Source organism: Siccibacter colletis, assembly GCF_025914095.1.
GTDB lineage: Bacteria > Pseudomonadota > Gammaproteobacteria > Enterobacterales > Enterobacteriaceae > Siccibacter > Siccibacter colletis.
This window is the reverse complement of record NZ_CP074352.1, coordinates 2,760,875-2,780,149: the sequence shown is the minus strand read 5'-3', so window position 1 is coordinate 2,780,149 and position 19,275 is coordinate 2,760,875. Positions and strand designations below refer to the sequence as shown.

The 19,275-nt window shown below is 56.6% G+C and carries 17 protein-coding genes and 1 tRNA gene; 10 read left to right on the top strand and 8 right to left on the bottom strand.

Annotated elements, in window-relative coordinates; translation table 11 throughout:
* Positions 1 to 10 precede the first annotated feature (10 nt).
* Positions 11 to 2,680, bottom strand: coding sequence for a phosphotransferase RcsD (gene rcsD / locus KFZ77_RS13405; protein ID WP_264384481.1), 2,670 nt, complete (start codon positions 2,678 to 2,680; stop codon positions 11 to 13).
* Between the two features lie 812 nt (positions 2,681 to 3,492).
* Here rcsD and KFZ77_RS13400 point away from each other — a divergent pair.
* From KFZ77_RS13400 to KFZ77_RS13380, 5 genes are all read left to right on the top strand, one after another.
* Positions 3,493 to 4,632, top strand: coding sequence for a porin OmpC (locus tag KFZ77_RS13400; protein ID WP_264384480.1), 1,140 nt, complete (start codon positions 3,493 to 3,495; stop codon positions 4,630 to 4,632).
* A 102-nt stretch (positions 4,633 to 4,734) separates the two neighbouring features.
* The gene (gene apbE / locus KFZ77_RS13395) at positions 4,735 to 5,766 is read left to right on the top strand and encodes an FAD:protein FMN transferase ApbE (protein WP_035890946.1); all 1,032 of its coding nucleotides are present in this window, start codon (positions 4,735 to 4,737) and stop codon (positions 5,764 to 5,766) included.
* A 72-nt stretch (positions 5,767 to 5,838) separates the two neighbouring features.
* Positions 5,839 to 6,906 (top strand): bifunctional DNA-binding transcriptional regulator/O6-methylguanine-DNA methyltransferase Ada, encoded by a 1,068-nt coding sequence (ada, locus tag KFZ77_RS13390; RefSeq protein WP_264384479.1) that lies wholly within the window; start codon positions 5,839 to 5,841, stop codon positions 6,904 to 6,906.
* Entirely contained in the window at positions 6,906 to 7,556 is a 651-nt protein-coding gene (alkB, locus tag KFZ77_RS13385) for a DNA oxidative demethylase AlkB (protein ID WP_031520640.1), read from the top strand. Before ada ends, alkB begins: the two co-directional genes overlap by 1 nt.
* Positions 7,557 to 7,635: 79 nt before the next feature.
* On the top strand, positions 7,636 to 9,282 hold the full coding sequence (locus KFZ77_RS13380) for a multidrug ABC transporter permease/ATP-binding protein (RefSeq protein WP_031520642.1): 1,647 nt from the start codon (positions 7,636 to 7,638) through the stop codon (positions 9,280 to 9,282).
* 66 nt (positions 9,283 to 9,348) lie between these two features.
* On the opposite strand, the gene KFZ77_RS13375 is transcribed toward KFZ77_RS13380, so the two are convergent.
* A complete protein-coding gene (locus KFZ77_RS13375; RefSeq protein WP_031520644.1) occupies positions 9,349 to 10,821 on the bottom strand; it encodes a SulP family inorganic anion transporter in 1,473 nt (490 codons plus the stop codon).
* A gap of 453 nt (positions 10,822 to 11,274) precedes the next feature.
* Here KFZ77_RS13375 and mqo point away from each other — a divergent pair, with 453 nt between their 5' ends.
* Positions 11,275 to 12,921, top strand: coding sequence for a malate dehydrogenase (quinone) (gene mqo / locus KFZ77_RS13370; protein ID WP_031520645.1), 1,647 nt, complete (start codon positions 11,275 to 11,277; stop codon positions 12,919 to 12,921).
* A 38-nt stretch (positions 12,922 to 12,959) separates the two neighbouring features.
* Here mqo and eco read toward each other — a convergent pair whose 3' ends face one another.
* Positions 12,960 to 13,457 carry a serine protease inhibitor ecotin gene (eco, locus tag KFZ77_RS13365; protein WP_264384478.1) on the bottom strand — a complete coding sequence of 166 codons (498 nt, stop codon included), beginning with the start codon at positions 13,455 to 13,457 and terminating at the stop codon, positions 12,960 to 12,962.
* A 193-nt stretch (positions 13,458 to 13,650) separates the two neighbouring features.
* Positions 13,651 to 13,878: a YgdI/YgdR family lipoprotein gene (locus tag KFZ77_RS13360; RefSeq protein WP_031520648.1), complete on the bottom strand. Its 228-nt coding sequence runs from the start codon at positions 13,876 to 13,878 to the stop codon at positions 13,651 to 13,653.
* 251 nt (positions 13,879 to 14,129) lie between these two features.
* Here KFZ77_RS13360 and KFZ77_RS19760 point away from each other — a divergent pair, with 251 nt between their 5' ends.
* The 3 genes from KFZ77_RS19760 to KFZ77_RS13345 are packed head-to-tail and all read left to right on the top strand — an operon-like array spanning position 14,130 to position 15,355.
* A complete protein-coding gene (locus KFZ77_RS19760; RefSeq protein WP_406678780.1) occupies positions 14,130 to 14,489 on the top strand; it encodes a hypothetical protein in 360 nt (119 codons plus the stop codon).
* 10 nt (positions 14,490 to 14,499) lie between these two features.
* Entirely contained in the window at positions 14,500 to 15,102 is a 603-nt protein-coding gene (locus KFZ77_RS13350) for a hypothetical protein (RefSeq protein ID WP_264384477.1), read from the top strand.
* 49 nt (positions 15,103 to 15,151) lie between these two features.
* Positions 15,152 to 15,355, top strand: a complete 204-nt coding sequence (locus KFZ77_RS13345; RefSeq protein WP_264384476.1) for a hypothetical protein — start codon at positions 15,152 to 15,154, stop codon at positions 15,353 to 15,355.
* 202 nt (positions 15,356 to 15,557) lie between these two features.
* On the opposite strand, the gene KFZ77_RS13340 is transcribed toward KFZ77_RS13345, so the two are convergent.
* From KFZ77_RS13340 to KFZ77_RS13330, 3 genes are all read right to left on the bottom strand, one after another.
* Positions 15,558 to 15,634: transfer RNA gene (locus KFZ77_RS13340), tRNA-Pro, on the bottom strand.
* Between the two features lie 77 nt (positions 15,635 to 15,711).
* The gene (gene yejM, locus KFZ77_RS13335; protein WP_031520653.1) at positions 15,712 to 17,475 is read right to left on the bottom strand and encodes an LPS biosynthesis-modulating metalloenzyme YejM; all 1,764 of its coding nucleotides are present in this window, start codon (positions 17,473 to 17,475) and stop codon (positions 15,712 to 15,714) included.
* Between the two features lie 19 nt (positions 17,476 to 17,494).
* The gene (locus KFZ77_RS13330; RefSeq protein ID WP_024547518.1) at positions 17,495 to 17,722 is read right to left on the bottom strand and encodes a YejL family protein; all 228 of its coding nucleotides are present in this window, start codon (positions 17,720 to 17,722) and stop codon (positions 17,495 to 17,497) included.
* A gap of 133 nt (positions 17,723 to 17,855) precedes the next feature.
* Between KFZ77_RS13330 and yejK the strand changes: the two genes are divergently transcribed.
* Positions 17,856 to 18,860, top strand: coding sequence for a nucleoid-associated protein YejK (gene yejK / locus KFZ77_RS13325; RefSeq protein WP_264384475.1), 1,005 nt, complete (start codon positions 17,856 to 17,858; stop codon positions 18,858 to 18,860).
* 77 nt (positions 18,861 to 18,937) lie between these two features.
* Here yejK and rplY read toward each other — a convergent pair whose 3' ends face one another.
* Entirely contained in the window at positions 18,938 to 19,222 is a 285-nt protein-coding gene (rplY, locus tag KFZ77_RS13320) for a 50S ribosomal protein L25 (protein WP_031520659.1), read from the bottom strand.
* Positions 19,223 to 19,275 lie beyond the last annotated feature (53 nt).

Sequence of the window (19,275 nt, the reverse complement as noted above, 5' to 3'; positions counted from 1 at the left end):
GGCTACCTTGCTACAGCAAGCTTTTGACGTAAGCGTCAATGTCGCTGATGTATTTTTCTGTCGATGGGGCATCGTTCTCACGAATGTGATGCTCCAGGGTTTCACATAACTGCTTGCCGGGTACCAGATTGAGCATGGCGAACACCCCTTTCAGGCGGTGCGCCGTCTGTGCCAGCGCAGCAAAATCACTGGTTGCTGATTCAGTATACAATCTCTTCACATCGTCCGGTACTGTGTCCACAAACAGCGCGTAATAGCCGCTGGCGTGGAGCTGGGCGTTTTCATCACCCCCTAACGGGGATTCAGGCAGTTCCTCCTGCGCCAGTTGCTCCTCGATGAGCTGCATCACTGCTTCCTGCATGGCATTACTGATATTGAAGTTTACCCGTAGCTGGCCGGGGCCAATACGACGTACACCGTTCTCATCATCGCTTAAAAGCAACCCTGAGGCAGTAAGATTTGACGGATTATCCGTTAAAAAGATATCAAAGGCTTGACTGGATAACCGCTCGTCAGGGGTGATGCAACTGGCCCCCCAGTGCTCAAGCTGGCGCGTAACGATGTTGCGTACCTCGTTGGAGGTGACATCCACCATCGCCACTACGTCGTCCAGCAGGCGCTCGTCCTGCTCTTCGTCCTGCGGTTCAGCGGCCATTTTCACATGCAGTGAATAGCGCGTACCCAGCTCCTGGCGCGATTTGATATTAAGATGCCCGCCAAGGCGACGCGCCAGCTGGTTGCAGAGATAGAAGGTCAACCCGTTGGCGTGACCGTAGCGATCTTCGCTGGTCTCGTTGAGGAAGGGGAAGTGCAGATTATCGATTTCATTATTATTGATGCCGTCCCCAGTATCGAGCACCCGGAACGTCAGGCGATCGCTGGCGGACTCATCCGCGCTGATCTCAAGCGTAATTTTGCCGATGTGGGTGGTGGTCACCGAGTACTGAATCAGCATCAGCAGAATTTTGCGCAGCGCCTCGCGGTCGCCGTGGCGCTCTTCGTTGCGAGAGAGGTGATTATTGATGAACAGCTGCAGCCCTTTACGCTTGATCACCGGCAGCACTTCCGGCACCACTTCATCAATCAGATCCTGAATGGCGAAGCTTGATGAACTGGTTTTCCAGCTCTCATCTTCCAGCATGTTCAGCAGCTGGATCTCATCCACCAGCCGCACGATGGTATCCGCTTTCTGCGCCATCACCTGGGTTTGCGGAGTATTCAGAGCGGTTAACCCTTCGGCGAGCTGCTTCACCGGCAGCTTCAGCGCCGCGCCAATATGATGCATAAAGGCCGTCCGGCCCTGTTGATTCTTCTCGTAGAGCCGCTGCGCCTGTTTCAGCTTCTTGTTAACCAGGATCTCGCGGTCCTGATCGCGAATGATAAAGATCTGGGTGCGCGGCAGGATCTGGCTGCGGAACTGACGGATTTCATACAGTTCATTATTAATAGTGGCCTGAATCACCCCCTGATGCTGATCCGCCATGGTGGTGATGTTCTGCAGATTAAGGTGCGGCAGCAGGTGATCGGCAATTTTGTTGCTGATCACCGTGCGATTCGCTTCCTGATCGTGCACCAGCAAACCCACCGGCAGCAGGGCGACGATCTCTTCGTTCAGGGCGCGCAGCAGGTGCAGTTCGTTGTTATTCGCCATGGTGGCAGGCATTTCCGCCTGACGCACCGGCTGATGACGAAACGTGGTGTAGCCGAATACCGCCAGCCCCAGCAAGCCGATATTGAGCAGCAGCGGCAGCAGGATATTCTGCAGCGTATCCATCAGCAGGGTGCCGAACGGCACTTCCCACACCAGGCGCAGGCCGGTGCTATCCACCAGCGAGCTAATTTCAATGCGTGAGCTGTTGAAGTGAATACGCACGCTGTCCGGATCGCCTTTATCCGCACCCGAGCCGGCAGGCTGGGTGTCGCTCTGGTCGAGGCGGAAGCTGTCCAGCGTCATTCCCGGCGGAATCAGGTCGTTAATCGGCAGATCGAACGCAACCACGGTCGCCAGATGACCCGGCTGGTTGAAGGTGGTACGCAGCGTGAAGTAGTGGCCATTCTGCCAGGCCAGGCGGCGCAGGGGAGAGAAGCTCTCGCGCTCGTCAAGGGCATTAGCCTGCTGAAGCATTTCGGCGCGGCGGGAATCGACGATGTTGCTCACCGTTGATTCTTTAAAGCCGGACGCCAGATCTTTCAGCGGCAGGGTAGAGACCAGGATCATGCTGTTGTCCTGGCCGTTCAGGTAATACATCGACCAGGGCACGTTTTCGGCGCCCCACAGGGTGTCGAGATAGTTCGACATCCGCTGGGTCATCTCAAGGGTGGCGCTGTCGTGAGAGCCAAAAATCAGCGCTTCGGTTTTACGCCGCGTTTTTTCGAGGTAGTAGACGTCCTGCTTCAGGCGAGTCTCCTGCAGGCCATCCGCCGCGCTGCCGCTGCTGGCAGCCGCAATGTTGTCATAGATCTGCCAGGTCGCGTAGCGCCAGGTATCCACCCGTTTGTGCAGCGCGTGGGTAATGTCCACCACCTGATAGCTTTTGTCTTTCAGCCAGGCATTAACGGCGCTCTGCACCATCACACCCATAGTCACCAGCAGAACGATGATCAACAAAAGAAAGAAACGGGTAATGCTACCCGGCATCAGTGAAAACTTGTTGGGGATCATTGTGTCAGATTGACTCATTGTTGTGTGTAACTCACTTTAACAACGCCATAAATAGAGACGAATTCAACCAGGTGTGGCGGCTGAAACTGCTTTTGTAGGCTCTTCCTGAGCGGATGCGATATCGCTCGCTGGGCGTCGATCTCACGTCACGTCCTGCCGGGCAGGTGTACTACTACGCGAGTATCGCAAAAAAAGCAGTATAAAGCGAAATGAATGATTTTCCAGGCGAATAGCGATAAGACAAGGCCCGGCGCGGGAAAATGCCCGCAACCGGAGACGCTGCACTGTCACAACGGGAGAGAGCAAATAGCGCAACGCAGCGCTGAAAAATAAATCAGCGAAAAAATATAGTTCACCGGGGTGACGGTTAAAAATAGCGCTAATAATAAATCAAAGGCAAAAAAAATACCGGATGCGAGCATCCGGTAATAATAGGGGTAAACAGACATTCAGATTCGAATGACGGTAATAAATAAAGTTAATGATGATAGCGGGAGTGATTTTAGTCGGCGCTTTACAAATGAGTTTGGCAATCAGTGCGGTAAAGCATAAATTTACCTATCTTGATGTTTTTAATGAGTTACTGAAATTTTTTGATCATCCGTGCGCATATTTTTAGCGATTCGTGCTTTAATAAGTTCCCTTCTATTAACCTTTTGTTACACCGTTGCGGATATATGAAACATCTTAAAAGTTTTCGTATCATATTCCCGTTGGCTTTGTGTTTTAAATTTCATAAGAATTGGGATTGCCGACTGATTACAGGGTTAATCAGTAAGCAGTGGCACATAAAAAGGCATATAAAAAGGCATATACAGAGGGTTAATATAATGAAAGTTAAAGTTCTCGCGCTGTTGGTACCAGCATTGCTGGCAGCAGGCTCCGCGCACGCGGCTGAGATTTACAACAAAGACGGCAACAAACTGGATCTGTTCGGCAAAGTCGATGGCCTGCACTACTTCTCTGACAACGATGGCGATAACGGCGACAAAACCTACATGCGTATCGGCTTCAAAGGCGAGACCCAGGTTAATGACCAGCTGACTGGTTACGGCCAGTGGGAATACCAGATCCAGGGCAACACCGATGAAAGCTCTGATAAGTCCTGGACGCGTGTCGCCTTCGCCGGTCTGAAATTCGCTGATGCCGGTTCTTTCGACTACGGTCGTAACTATGGCGTTATCTATGACGTGACCTCCTGGACCGACGTACTGCCGGAGTTCGGCGGCGACACCTACGGTGCAGACAACTTCCTGCAGTCCCGTGCTAACGGCGTGGCAACCTACCGTAACACCGACTTCTTCGGTCTGGTGGAAGGCCTGAACTTTGCTCTGCAGTATCAGGGTCAGAACGGCAGCTCACGCGGTGAAGACGGCGTAGCCGGTGGCCGTAGCGTACTGAACCAGAACGGCGACGGCTTCGGCGGCTCTGTGACCTATGATATCGGTCAGGGCTTCAGCATTGGTGCGGCAGCAGCCAGCTCCAAACGTACTGACGACCAGAACAACCTGAACGCAGGCCGTGCGGATGAGATCTACGGCAGCGGCGATCGCGCAGATGTCTACAGTGGCGGCGTGAAATACGACGCGAACAACCTCTACCTGGCAGCCCAGTACTCTCAGACCTATAACGCGACCCGCTTCGGTGGCGACAGCGGTTCTGACGCGTTCGGTTACGCTGACAAAGCGCAGAACTTTGAAGTGGTTGCTCAGTACCAGTTCGACTTCGGTCTGCGTCCGTCTGTGGCATACCTGCAGTCTCGCGGTAAAGATATCAGCAACGGCTCCATCAACTACGGCGACCAGGACCTGGTTAAATACGTTGATGTTGGCGCGACTTACTACTTCAACAAAAACATGTCCACCTATGTTGATTACAAAATCAACCTGCTGGACGACAACGACTTTACCCGTGCCGCTGGCATCGGTACCGACGACATCGTGGGTGTAGGCCTGGTTTACCAGTTCTGATTCGACGGTTGTCATGCGAAAGGGGCCTCTGGCCCCTTTTTTGTTTTTCTGGTCACCCAAAAAACCGTGTACGCTGTCGCGCACGAATAATGAGGAATACCGATGCGACTCCGCTACTCTCTCTTTTTACTGTTAACGCTGATGCTCGCTGGCTGCGATCGCGCGGCGGAAAATGCGCCGCTGGTACTGGAAGGCAAAACCATGGGCACCTCCTGGCGGGTGAGCCTGGCCGGGGTCGATGCGCAACGCACGCCAGAACTACGCCGTCAAATCCAGGCGCAGCTCGATGCCGACGATCGCCTGCTCTCCACCTGGAAAGATGACTCGGCGCTGATGCAGTTTAATCACTCGACCAGCACTGCCCCGTGGCCCGTCGATGCGGCGATGGCGGATATTGTGACGCTCTCGCTGCGCATTGGGCACAAGATGCAGGACGCGATGGATATCACCGTTGGCCCGCTGGTCAATCTCTGGGGATTTGGCCCCGATAAACAGCCTGTCGCCACGCCCGATGCGGCACAGATCGCCGCCGCCAGGGCTCGCACCGGCTTACAGCATCTGCGGGTGATCAACGCCGCTGACAGCCAGTGGCTACAAAAAGATATCCCCGATCTCTTTGTCGATCTCTCCACCGTCGGCGAGGGGTATGCCGCCGATCATCTGGCGCAGCTGATGGCGCGTAACGGCATCAGTCGCTATCTGGTCTCGGTCGGCGGGGCGCTGGTGAGCCGGGGGATGAATGCTGAAGGTAAGCCCTGGCGTGTAGCCATTCAGAAACCCACGGATCGTGAAAATGCCGTGCAGGCAGTGGTGGATATCAACGGCCACGGCATCAGCACCTCCGGCAGCTATCGCAACTACTATGAACTGGACGGCAAACGCCTGTCGCACGTCATCGATCCCGCAACCGGGCGCCCCATCACCCATAAGCTGGTCTCCGCCACGGTGATTGCCCCGACAGCGCTGGAAGCGGATACCTGGGATACCGGTTTTATGGTGCTCGGGCCGGAAAAGGCGCGTGAAGTTGCACTGGCGCAGGGGCTGGCGGTCTATCTGATCAGCAAAGAGCAGGACGGCTTCTCGGTCTGGATGTCCCCACAGTTCAAAAGCTATCTGGTGGATGCCGGGAATTAAAAAGCAAGATTTCGGGTGTGGCGGAGCAGGCAGCCTGCCAGAGTGAGGCTACCCTTTGAGGAGGAGCCGGACATGAAAACTATTGCTACCCCACAATCTGAACGGCGCTGGCAGGCGGTGCTGGCCCGGGATACTAAAGCCGATGGCCGCTTTGTGTTTGCCGTGAATACCACCGGTATCTACTGCCGACCCTCCTGCCGGGTGCGCCATGCGCGGCGGGAAAACGTGCAGTTTTTTGACAGCCCCGATGCGGCAGAAGCGGCGGGGTTCCGGCCGTGCAAGCGCTGCCAGCCGGACCGCATCCACCCTGACCAGCAGCGCGTGCAGCGTATTGTTGAAGCCTGTCGCATTCTGGCTGCCAGCGAAATGCCGCTTACCCTGAACGCCATCGCCAGTCAGGTCGCCATGAGCCCATGGCATTTTCATCGTCTGTTTAAATCCGTAACCGGCCTGACACCAAAAGCCTGGCAGCAGGCGCTGCGTGCCGGGCGGGTGCGCAGCGCGCTGCACGGCGGTGAAACGGTGACCCGCGCCATGCTGGACGCCGGTTTTCAGACCGGCAGCAGCTTCTATCATCAGGCCGATACCGCGCTGGGCATGACGGCGCAGCAGTATCGTCGCGGTGCGCCGGACCTGACGGTGGATTATACCGTCGCCCCCTGCGTGCTGGGGCTGTGCCTGGTGGCTCGCAGCGCGCGTGGGATCTGCGCGGTGCTGCTGGGGGAGGATGAAAACAGGCTGCGCGATGAGCTGGCGCAGCTGTTTCCTCATGCCACCCGGCTCGACGCGGACGCGGCGTTCAATCAGCAGGTGGCGCAGGTGATCGGCTGCATTGATCACCCGCAGCTGGCCTGCGAGTTGCCGCTCGATATCCGCGGAACCGCGTTTCAGCAGCGGGTCTGGCAGGCGCTGCGGGCCATTCCGCCGGGCGAAACCCTGAGCTATCAGGCGCTGGCACAGCGTCTCGGTCAGCCTGGCGCGAGCCGGGCGGTGGCAAGTGCCTGTGCAGCGAACCGGCTGGCGCTGGTCATTCCCTGTCACCGGGTGGTGCGCAGCAGCGGGGCGCTCGCGGGCTACCGCTGGGGCACCGAACGTAAAGCCATGCTGCTGGCCCGTGAGTCAAAAAGTAAGGAGGAGTAATGCTCGATCTGTTTGACGGAGAAGAACCCTGGCAGGAGCCGCTGGCCGACGGCGCGGTGGTGCTGCGCCGCTTCGCGCTGGCCGATGCCGGTACGCTGATGGCGGGTATTGAGCAGGTGAGCGCTTGCTCCCCGTTTCGCCATATGGTGACGCCGGGCGGGTATACCATGTCGGTGGCGATGACCAACTGCGGCACCCTGGGGTGGGCCACCACCCACGGCGGCTATCTCTACGCCACGCGCGATCCGCAGACCGGCCAGCCCTGGCCTGCGATGCCCGACGCGTTTCGCGCCCTGAGCGATCGCGCCTCGGCGGCGGCGGGCTATGCTGGTTTCACGCCGGATGCCTGCCTGATCAACCGCTATGCGCCGGGGGCGAAGCTGTCGCTGCATCAGGATAAAGACGAACCGGATCTCGGGGCGCCCATTGTCTCGGTATCCCTGGGCCTGCCAGCGGTGTTTCAGTTCGGCGGGCTGCGGCGTAATGACCCCATCAAACGGCTGTTGCTTGAGCACGGGGATGTGGTGGTGTGGGGCGGGGCGTCGCGCCTGTATTATCACGGCATTCAACCCCTGAAACCGGGCGTGCATCCGCTGACCGGCGAGTACCGCTATAACCTGACGTTTCGCGCCGCCGGGGCGGGCGAATAAAAATAAGAATTATTCTTGCCGTGAAACGCGAGCCGTTTAAACTGCGGGCTGAATTTTTCTTATTGGATAGCCCCGTTTTATGGATCTCTTGCTGCTTGTCTGGCGCCAGTATCGCTGGCCTTTTTTGATGGTGATGCTGCTGAGCCTGCTCAGCGCCGCGCTCGGTATTGGCCTTATCGCGTTTATTAATCAGCGCCTGATCGAAAACGTCGATATGTCACTTGCCGTGCTGCCGGAGTTTCTCGGTCTGCTGCTGCTGCTGATGGCGATCACCTTAGGCTCCCAGTTAGCGCTTACTACGCTTGGCCACCACTTCGTATTCCGCCTGCGTAGCGAATTCATCAAGCGCATCCTCGACACCCCGGTTGAGCGCGTGGAGCAGCTCGGCAGTGCCGCACTGCTGGCGGGGCTGACCAGCGATATTCGCAATATCACCATTGCCTTTGTACGCCTGCCGGAGCTGGTGCAGGGCATTATTCTGAGCATCGGTTGTGCGGCCTACCTGGCGCTGCTCTCCACGAAAATGCTGCTGGTGACCACTATCTGGCTGGCAATCACCATCTGGGGCGGCTTTGTGCTGGTATCGCGGGTCTATCGGCATATGGCGATCCTGCGCGAAACCGAAGACAAGCTTTACAAGGATTACCAGACGGTGCTGGAAGGGCGTAAAGAGCTGACCCTCAACCGCGAGCGTGCCGGCTGGATTTTCGACCAGATCTACACCCCCGACGCGAAAGAGTATCGCCACCACATTATTCGCGCCGATACCTTCCACCTGAGTGCGGTGAACTGGTCGAACATCATGATGCTCGGTGCCATCGGGCTGGTGTTCTGGATGGCAAACAGCCTCGGCTGGGCCGATACCAACGTGGCGGCTATCTACTCCCTGACGTTACTGTTCCTGCGCACGCCGCTGCTCTCTGCGGTGGGGGCGCTGCCGACGCTGCTTACCGCCCAGGTAGCGTTCAACAAGCTGAACAAATTCGCCCTCGCGCCTTATCACCCGGCATTTCCGACGCGCGGTGAGAAGCAGACGTGGCAGACGCTGGAGCTGCGCGATGTGGTGTTCCACTATGCGGACAACAGCTTTGGCGTCGGGCCGATCAATCTCACTATCCAGCGCGGCGAGCTGCTGTTCCTGATTGGCGGCAACGGCAGCGGGAAATCCACGCTCGCGATGCTGCTCACCGGGCTGTATCAGCCGGTATCCGGCACCATTCTGCTGGATGGCGAACCGGTTACTGCCGCGACGCTCGATGACTACCGGGCGCATTTCTCCGCGGTATTCACCGACGTCTGGCTGTTTGACAAGCTGCTGGGCCACAACGGGCAGGAGGCGCGACCGGAGCTGGTGGCGCAGTGGCTGGAGCGGCTGAAGATGAGTGAAAAGCTGACGCTGGAGAACGGGAAGATCCTCAACCTGAACCTGTCAAAAGGGCAGAAGAAGCGCGTGGCATTGCTGCTGGCGCTGGCTGAGGATCGCGACATTATTCTGCTGGATGAGTGGGCTGCCGATCAGGACCCGCACTTCCGCCGCGAGTTCTATCAGGTGCTGTTGCCGCTGATGCAGGAGATGGGCAAAACCATCTTTGCGATCAGCCATGACGACCACTATTTCATTCATGCCGATCGTCTGCTGGAGATGCGCAGCGGCCAGTTGGCAGAATTGCACGGAGAAGAGCGCGCCCTTGCCAGCCGCGACGCGGTGGCGCGTACCGGGAGCTGACGGGGCGCAGGGTGATACACCCGCCAGTCCAGTAGGGCGGGTAAGTTCGCGCACCCGACGTGAGCATCAGACTTTACCGCTTAAGCGCTGGTGGAAATCGCGGCTACGCAGGTCGAGGCCTTGGATGGTCACCGTTGCATCATGACGCGCATAGCGGGTTTCAATTGCATCCAGCATCGCTACGGTAGAGGCGTCCCAGATCTGGGCGTGGGTCAGGTCGATAGTGACCTGCGCCGGATCGTCCGCATAGTTAAAGTGTTCGAACAGGTCGTTGCTGCTGGCGAAGAACAGCGGGCCGCGCACGGTGTAGCGCACGCTCTGTCCGTCCGCGGCCAGTTCGCGCTCGGCGCGCACCACATGCGCCACGCGGCGGGCGAACAGCACCATCGCAAACACCACGCCGCCGGCCACGCCAATTGCCAGATTTCCGGTTGCCACCGTGGCGGCCACCGTCACCAGCATCACCAGGGTTTCCGGCACCGGCATATGCTTCAGGGTGGCGGGCCTGACGCTGTGCCAGTCGAGGGTTTTCACCGCCACAATCATCATAATGCCCGCCAGCACCACCATCGGGATCTGCGCCATGATCTCGCTCAGTACCGTCACCAGCAGCAGCAGGACCAGCCCGGCGGCAACGGTAGAGACGCGGGAGCGCGCTTTACCCAGCCCGACGTTAACAATCGTCTGGCCGATCATCGCGCAGCCGGCGATGCCGCCATAGAAGCCGGCAAAAATATTCGCTACCCCGAGGCCCCAGCATTCGCGGCGTTTGCTGGACGGGGTATCGGTGATCTCATCCACCAGCTTGGCAGTGAGCAGTGATTCCATCAGGCCGACAAAGGCAACGCTCAGGGCGCACGGCCAGATGATCTGCAGGGTTTGCAGGTTTAGCGGCACCAGCAGCTCGGTCAGCCCTGGCAGACCCGGCAGCATCGGCCCTTCGTCGCCCACGGTGGGCGTCAGCAGACCGAAGCCCATGGTGATAGCGGTAACCGCCACGATAGCCACCAGCGGGGAGGGAACGCTTTTCGTCACGTAAGGCAGGCCGAGCACGATGACCAGCGTCAGGGCAAACAGCCCCCATACCAACGGTGACTGGCCCCAGATGTGCGGCACCTGCGCGAAGAAGATAAGAATGCCGAGGGCATTAACGAACCCGGTCATTACCGAGCGCGGAATATAGCGCATCATGCGCGCCAGGCCGCAGACGCCAAACAGGATCTGGATAATGCCCGCCAGCACGACCGCCGGCAGGATGTAGCCCACGCCGTGCTGATGCACCATCGGGCCAATCACCAGCGCCACCGAGCCGGCAGCGGCAGTCACCATCGCCGGGCGACCGCCGAGTACGGACATCGCCAGACACAGCACCACCGAGGCGATAAGGCTGACTTTCGGATCGACACCGGCAATAACGGAGAAGGAGATCACTTCCGGGATCAGCGCCAGGGCAGTGATCACGCCAGCCAGGGTCTCTCTCACCAGCAGACGTGGCGAACGCAGGACGGTAGCAACCGCAGCGATATTGTTTTCAGACATATTATTTTCGCAGGGAGTGGGTAGTTATCAGTCAATATTGCCGCAGTGAAGGCAACGAAGAGGCCGCGCTGGCGCGGCGCGCGTTATCTTACAAGTCTGCAACAAATCACGCTACTGTTATCTGTGTCACAGTTTTTTCGCGCTAAAAGTGCATTTATCGCTATGTCCATTAACAGGATTATTGCTTTTATATCAGTTCATTAGCGCAATCACTTTCAGGCGCAGCCGCAAATACGTATAAAAACAACGGATTAACAACTTAAGACAAATATTAATTTAATTTTTAAACATTATTTCAATCTTTTCCTGGTAGTGTTAACTTTACCCCCCCTTAAGTATGGAAATGTCAGCGTATCCAGGCCGCGCGTGCGCGTGGCTGCGGCGACAACTTTCACCTGCAAAGACCATATAAGCGCCTGAATAAGGCCAGAAGAAAGCGATAAGGCTATGAATATGAAAAACTTATCTGCCATTCTCTTCGCGGCAGCGATGGGAACCGGACTGTTTACCGGAATGGCTAACGCAGCGCAAGAAGAGCAAACCGACGTTCTGCTCATCGGCGGCGGCGTCATGAGTGCCACCCTCGGCACCTACCTGCACGAGCTGGAGCCGGACTGGTCGATGACCATGGTTGAGCGTCTGGACGGCGTGGCGGAAGAGAGCTCTAACGGCTGGAACAACGCCGGGACCGGCCACTCAGCCCTGATGGAGCTGAACTACACCCCGCAGAACTCCGACGGCAGCATCAGCATCGAGAAAGCGGTTGAGATCAACGAAGCCTTCCAGATCTCCCGTCAGTTCTGGGCGCACCAGGTCAACCTGGGCGTGCTGACCAACCCGAAAACCTTTATCAATACCGTACCGCACATGAGCTTCGTGTGGGGCGATCAGAACGTGAACTTCCTGCGCGCGCGCTATGCCGCTCTGCAGAAAAGCTCCCTGTTCCGCGGCATGCTCTACTCTGAAGATCACGCGCAGATCAAGCAGTGGGCACCGCTGGTAATGGAAGGTCGCGACCCGAACCAGAAAGTCGCTGCCACCCGTACTGAAATCGGTACCGACGTTAACTACGGCGAAATCACCCGTCAGCTGGTCGCCTCTCTGAAGAAGAACGATAAGTTCGATCTGCAGCTCAGCACCGAAGTGCGCGGCTTCAAGCGTAACGACGACAAGTCCTGGACTGTGACCGTTGCCGATCTGAAAAACAACGAGCAGGAACGTACCATCAAGGCGAAATTCGTCTTCATCGGTGCGGGCGGCGCGGCGCTGAAACTGCTGCAGGAAACCGGTATTCCGGAAGCTGAAAACTATGCAGGCTTCCCGGTCGGCGGTCAGTTCCTGGTGTCTGAGAACCCGGAAGTGGTTAACCGTCACCTGGCGAAAGTCTACGGTCAGGCTTCAGTGGGTGCGCCACCGATGTCGGTTCCGCACATTGATACCCGTATGCTGGACGGCAAGCGCGTGGTTCTGTTCGGGCCGTTCGCGACCTTCTCAACCAAGTTCCTGAAAAACGGTTCCCTGTGGGATCTGATGAGCGCGACCACCACCTCGAACTTCATGCCGATGGTAAACGTAGGCCTGGATAACTTCGATCTGGTGAAATACCTGATTAGCCAGGTCATGCTGTCTGACGACGAGCGTTTCGAAGCGCTGCAGGAATACTACCCGCAGGCGAAGAAAGAAGACTGGCGTCTGTGGCAGGCGGGTCAGCGCGTGCAGATCATCAAACGTGATGAAGAGAAGGGCGGCGTGCTGCGCCTGGGTACTGAAGTCGTCAGCGACAAAGACGGCACCGTTGCCGCGCTGCTGGGTGCATCACCGGGCGCGTCTACTGCGGCACCGATCATGCTGCACCTGATGGAAAAAGTGTTTAAAGACAAGGTTGCGACCCCAGAGTGGCAGGCGAAGCTGAAAACCATCATCCCGTCTTATGGCACTAAGCTGAACGGCAACGTTGAAGCCACGGAACGTGAACTGGAAAACACCAGCCGCGTACTGGGCCTGAAATACGAAGCGCCGAAAGCGGTCTCTCCGGCGCCGAAGCCGGAAGGCAAAATGCCGGACCAGGAAGTTAACGCGGTATCTGATATCGCGCTGTAACTGACAAAAAACCCCGCTGCGGCGGGGTTTTTTTATGCTTATCGTTCAACGGCGCTCTGCAGCGTCTCATCCGCTTTCCACACCCGATACTTCACCTCAATATTCTCCGGCGCATAGACCACGATCGGCAGCTTGCTGTTGTAGCGCAGCATAGCCTTATCGCCGAGCTGTACCGGCACAAACTTCTGCGTTTTCTCGTTTTTCGGGCAGGCCATCATGGTGGATGCCGGCGCGCTGACGCGGCTCAGCTGGTAATAGTCATAGCCCCAGCCCTCCAGGGTTTTCGTCTCCAGCGTGCCGCCCATGCGGTGCTGGTTGCAGTCCACGCCCATGGTTTTACCGGGCAGCAGTTCTACTTTGTAATTCTGTTCGTTCTCCAGCGCAGGCAGAGCAATCGCCACGCGCTTCATGCCTTTTTCCGCCGCCGGATAAGGCGCGATTTTCTCAAGCGGCTGAGACGCCGAAGCGGGGAGGGTGTCAGCCCATGCGGCACCGCTGGCGCAGGCAGCGATAATCAGCATCAGTGCATGTTTCATCGTGGTTCCTTAAAGCAAATTCATCGTGCTGAAAGATTACCATACGGTCTTAATGGATTAATTCAGATTTACGATATTTTTAGGTGTAAAAAACTGGTTAATGAAATATCGATGGCGTTTCAGGCTGTTTGTTGGGAGTTAGTTGAAGGGATGTATGGAGGGTAAGTAAAAGCCCCCGCAGGGGCTTCGACGATCAGTGCGGCACTTCCGCCACTTTCTCGACTTCGGTTTTGTTGATCTGCTGCTTCACGCCGTTCGCATCGGTATAGCCCAGCAGGCCAGCATCAGACTCTTTTGGTTTGCCATCGCTGATGATGGTACGCCCGTCCGTTGTGTGGATAGCGTAGCTTGTGCGCGTACAACCTGACAGTGCGGTTACCGCCAGCAGTGCGGCTAACGGAATGATCAGTGTCTTTTTCATATCCATCCTCTCTATTGGTTGTTTTGCTTAGGTTTTATTATAGCAGAGGATTTTTTGTCAGTGGTTTATGACGGTTAAATGTAAAGATATCGCACTAACTGCTAAAGATATATGCCGTGCCAGCAGGTGATTCGGAGGGTGATTTCGGCGGTTTAACGCCACGACCAACAGACTTGATTGTGATCAATATCACATCCTGAAGCGTTGCTATATTAGCAACATGAATAGTTGACCTCCGGAAATATCACCAAATGAAACTTAGAAACACAGTCTATATATTGGCCCTTCTCGCCGTCGTTGCCACGCCATCACATGCCATTAGTGCTAAATATCGCGCCCAGCTTGAGCGCTCCGGCTGTACTCAGATTACTGAGTTACAAGGCTGCGATATTCACCAAACGAAAATGCAAAACACCAATACCGAGCGCCAGCAGATCAGCGCATTTCTGCGCGACTCCGTTCTCAATCAACCGACGGATGCAGCATACGAAGCGCTGAATGGGTACGGATTCACTAACCCTGCGCCACTCAAATGGGTGAAAGGGAAGTACGCCATTAACCTGACCATCAATCAGAAAGACGTTGTTACTCATGCAACGGTTACCCCTTGAGGCACATTTTATGTTTATTAATTGTACAAAAATCGTGGTGCTGTCTTTGAGCACTTTGGCCTGGTTTGCTGCCGGGAATGCAAACGCAACAGTTGATTTTACAGGTGGCCAAATCGTTGCCCAGGCTACTGATGGCTCCTATTCCGTGAAAGATGACTATGGTTCTGTATGGTCAGGTGTCGAGCGCGAGCAGGTAACCGCATCACAAGTGAAATCTTTTGGCATGACTCAGGCCAAAACTGCTGCAGAGCTTGAGGCAGCACAGCGTGCCCGTACAGAAATCCAGACCAACGCTCTCGCACAGGCAAAAGAATTAGCAGCCCACAACAAACGATACGATGCCGCTAATACCATCAATGTAAATGTCTCCAGCCTGAAGCCGGATACGCTGGTAAATACGCCTGCAGGTAGGGTTAAGGCCAGCACGCTCAAGCCGGGCACCCAGGTTCAGGTAGCATTCAATTCTGCTTTCCATCCCTCTGTTAAAGGCGGTCATGATGGGGCAACGAATGGTGGCTCTCGTGGTGATCACGGCACAGGCACGGGTGGTGATAACGCCCATGACCATGCGTTCGGCGGGCATACCGGAGCGGGTCACGGATTCCACATGTAATGGTTGATGATAGCCCCCATCAGAGGGGCTTTTCGTTGGATGATAGCAGATGAAATTATTCGCTTTTCTTTGGCTGGCTATCTATATGGGCGGCCTTGCCATCTGTAGCCTGAGTGGCAGTACCGCACTGTTCGACAGCTGGGGCTTTATCGGGATTGCTTTTGTGATAGCAGTTTCTGTGTATGCCCTGCTGCTTGTGAATCAGCGCTGCATCAGGGAGATCAGGATCTCGCAGCTGAAGAGTGATAAATGATCGATTTCCTGTATCGCTTCTCGGTACTTTTCCTGTGTCTCGTTTGTGTAGTGTTCTGGCTGGCGGTGCTGGCGGTGCTGGCGGTGCTGGCGGCTTTGTGGGTGATGTGATGAGGCGCGTTACGCCAGCGAAGGTTTGAAGCGAGTGTGACGCGGCAATAAAAAAGGGCTTATCGAAATGATAAGCCCTTTTTAAGGATTTTTGGTCGGCACGAGAGGATTTGAACCTCCGACCCCTGACACCCCATGACAGTGCGCTACCAGGCTGCGCTACGTGCCGACACGTGGAGGCTAATACTACCCATTTCCCGACCGATTGCAAGGGTACGGCAAACTGACTGGATTATAATTAATCAATCAGTTAGCGATAAACCGTTTTTCATCGGTCAGCACCTGCAGCAGCAGCCCGAGCTGCGGTTTATCGTCATCAAGCCGATGACCGCTCTCGTCCCAGGTGCGGTAGTTGCCGTTGTTATCCAGCACCAGCGTCATCTGCGGGGTGGTCACCGCCAGCGTGTTGCTGTCGGCACCGATGGCCCAGTTATTTTTGCGCGTCGCGGCAAACAGATCTTCACCCTGAGAGTATTCCCCCGGCGACGTGCTGACATGCAGCAGGCGCATCATCAGGGTCGTCATCACATCCTGATGCTGCGTGAGTTTGCTGATGCTCTGCGCAGGCGTACCCGGCCAGTGGATCACCAGCGGAACCTGAATGCGCGAACGATCCCAGGCGAAGCTGTCGCGCGCGTCGTCAAGCGGCACGCCGCGTCCGGCGGTGATAATCACCACGGTATTATCAAACTTACCGGCGGCTTTTAAGGCCTCCAGCACACGGGAAATCTGCCCGTCAACGTTCTGTGCCGCCCGGCCATAGCGACGGGTAAAGTTCTGCTGGTTGCTGTCGCCGTCAAGCGTTGTGCCGTTGAAGGAGACCCATGAGAACCAGCGGTTATCTTCCGTTGCGTATTTATCGAGCCAGTTGATCCACTGCCCGGCGGTCTGAGCATCGCTTTGCGGTTTCGCCGTCGGCAGCGAGAAGTCGGAGAGCAGGGCCTGTCGATAGAGCGCACTGTTGAAGCCGTCCGACGAGAACAGGCCGAGCTGGTAACCCTGCTGGTTCAACGCGGTGATCAGCGCTGCCGGAATGCGCGCCGAGAGCACGCCGTCCATATAGGCCGGGGAGATACCGTAGAACAGGCCGAAGATGCCGTTATCGCTGTAGTTACCGGCACTCATATGCTGGGTAAAGCTGATGTTCTGCCCGGCGAACTGTGCCAGGTTTGGCATCAGCTTCTCGTAGCGCGAATAGTTCAGGCCATCGATGGTGATCAGCAGAACGTTATGCCCGGTGCCCATGTCGCGATAGCGCAAGTCGCTGAGCGGATACTGTACCGATACCGCTTCCGGGTTGCCCTGTTCCACCAGACGACGCTGGTACTCCTGAGCATCCAGCAGGCCGTGCTTCTCAAGAAAGCGGCGCGCGGTCATCGGGTAGGAGAGCGGCAGGTTGGCGCGCTGCATGGTGATCGGACGGTAGAAGTTGGCGTCGGCCCAGATATACATCAAGTGCGAGGCCACAAACGAGACGAAAAACAGCGTCGCTACCGGGCGGGCGTAATGACGGCGGCGACTCAGGCTGCGCAGCTTCTGCCAGCTCCAGGTGGCGAACAGCATTTCGATCAGCAGCAGGATCGGCACGCCGATAAACATCAGCTGCCAGTCGCGGGCCATTTCGCTCTGATCGGGGTTTATCACCAGTTCCCACACCACCGGATTGAGGTGCAGGTGGAAACGGGTAAAGACTTCGCTGTCGATAAGCAGCAGCGTCATGCCGGCGGTGGCAAAAGCGGCGGAGAGGAAGCGCATCAGCCGCTGCGACATCACCACGAAGGTGAGCGGGAACAGGATCAGCAGGTAACCGGCGAAGACCAGAAAGCTGAAGTGGCCCATCAGGCTGACCCAGGAGAATACCCGGCCCGTCAGGGTCGTCGGCCAGTCAGCGATGAACAGGTAGCGACTTCCCAGCGCTATGGCAACCAGAATGTTGAACAGGGCGAACCAGTGCCCCCAGCTAATCATCTGGGAGACTTTTTCACGGTAGCGCTGGCGGTTAGTCACCATAACGAGTCGTTAATATCCCTTAGTGCTTGCTGTCTTCGTGAATGGAAGACTGCAAGGCCTGGGCGAACGAACGGGCGATCGCCTGACGTTGTGCGGAGGATACGCTGGTGTTGATAAGGTTCGTGACCATATTGCCCAGTACCATCAGGGAAAGGTCGGTCGGCGTCTGATGCTTTTCCAGCACCTGCGCCAGTTCACTCAGCAGTTGTTCGACGTGTTCGTCACTATAGCGGGATTGTTGTGGCATAACTCAAAATCAGTTTGTGAAGAAAGTCCGACATCTTACCGTAGCAGAGGCATTTTTTCCGCATTTTTATCAACGGTTGCACAAGGCGACGGGCGGTGGTTGAATACCGCCCGGTCTGAAAGGAGAGTTTATCATGAGTCTGGATATCAACCAGATTGCCATACACCAGCTTATCAAACGTGATGAGCAGAACCTTGAGCTGGTCTTGCGCGATTCATTGCTGGAAACCAGCGCCGCCGTAGAAGAGATGATGGCGGAGCTGCACCGGGTTTATAGCGCCAAAAGTAAAGCCTACGGCCTGTTCGCGGAAGAGAGCGAGCTGGCGCAGACCCTGCGTCTGCACCGCCAGGGTGAAGAAGATTTTCTGCCGTTCAGCCGTGCGGCGACGGCGCGTCTGCGCGACGAGCTGGCGAAATACCCGTTTGCCGACGGCGGGGTGGTGCTGTTCTGCCACTATCGCTATCTGGCGGTGGAATATCTGCTGGTTGCGGTGCTGACGAACCTCAGCAGCATGCGCGTGAATGAGAATCTGGATATCAGTTCGACGCACTATCTGGACATCGCCCATGCCGATATCGTGGCGCGTATCGATCTCACCGAGTGGGAAACCAACCCGGAATCGACCCGCTACCTGACGTTCCTGAAAGGGCGCGTGGGGCGCAAGGTGTCCGACTTCTTTATGGATTTCCTCGGTGCCAGCGAAGGGCTGGATACCAAAGCGCAGAACCGCGGCCTGTTACAGGCGGTGGACGACTACACCGCGGAAGCGCAGCTCGATAAAAACGAGCGCCAGAACGTGCGTCAGCAGGTGTACAGCTACTGCAGCGAGCAGCTTCAGGCGGGGGAGGAGATTGCGCTTTCCGAGCTGGCAAAAGAGCTGCCGAGCTTTGGCGAGAAAAATTTCCAGGAGTTTACTGCCGATCAGGGTTATGAGCTGGAAGAGACGTTCCCGGCGGATCGCAGCACTCTACGTCAGCTCACTAAATACGCCGGTAGCGGCGGCGGTCTGACCATCAATTTCGATGCCATGCTGCTGGGCGAGCGCATTTTCTGGGACCCGGCCACCGATACCCTGACCATCAAGGGTACGCCGCCGAACCTGCGCGATCAGCTTCAGCGCCGCACCTCAGGCAAATAACACCGGGCGGTGCGCCGCCCTGATTCAGCCATAAAAAAACGCCGCATAAGCGGCGTTTTTTCTGGTTTCATCTGCACTTACGCGCGAACGAAGTCCACGTGGGCCAGTTTAGGTTTGTACGGGTGACGCTGTACAGCCTGAACTTTAACTTTGATTTCTTTACCGTCAACAGCGATGGTCAGAACTTCAGAGTAGAACTCAGGCTTCGCCTGCATGTTCATTACTTTGTCGTGATCCAGTTCGATGGCGATTGCCGCTTCAGAACCACCATAGATGATGGCCGGGAACTTGTTCGCTGTGCGCAGGCGGCGGCTCGCACCCTTACCCTGCTCTTTACGTGCTTGTGCTTCGATAGTGAACATTGCTGTCTCTCTTCAAATAAAAAACCTGTTACAGGCGACCCAGCAACAGGCGA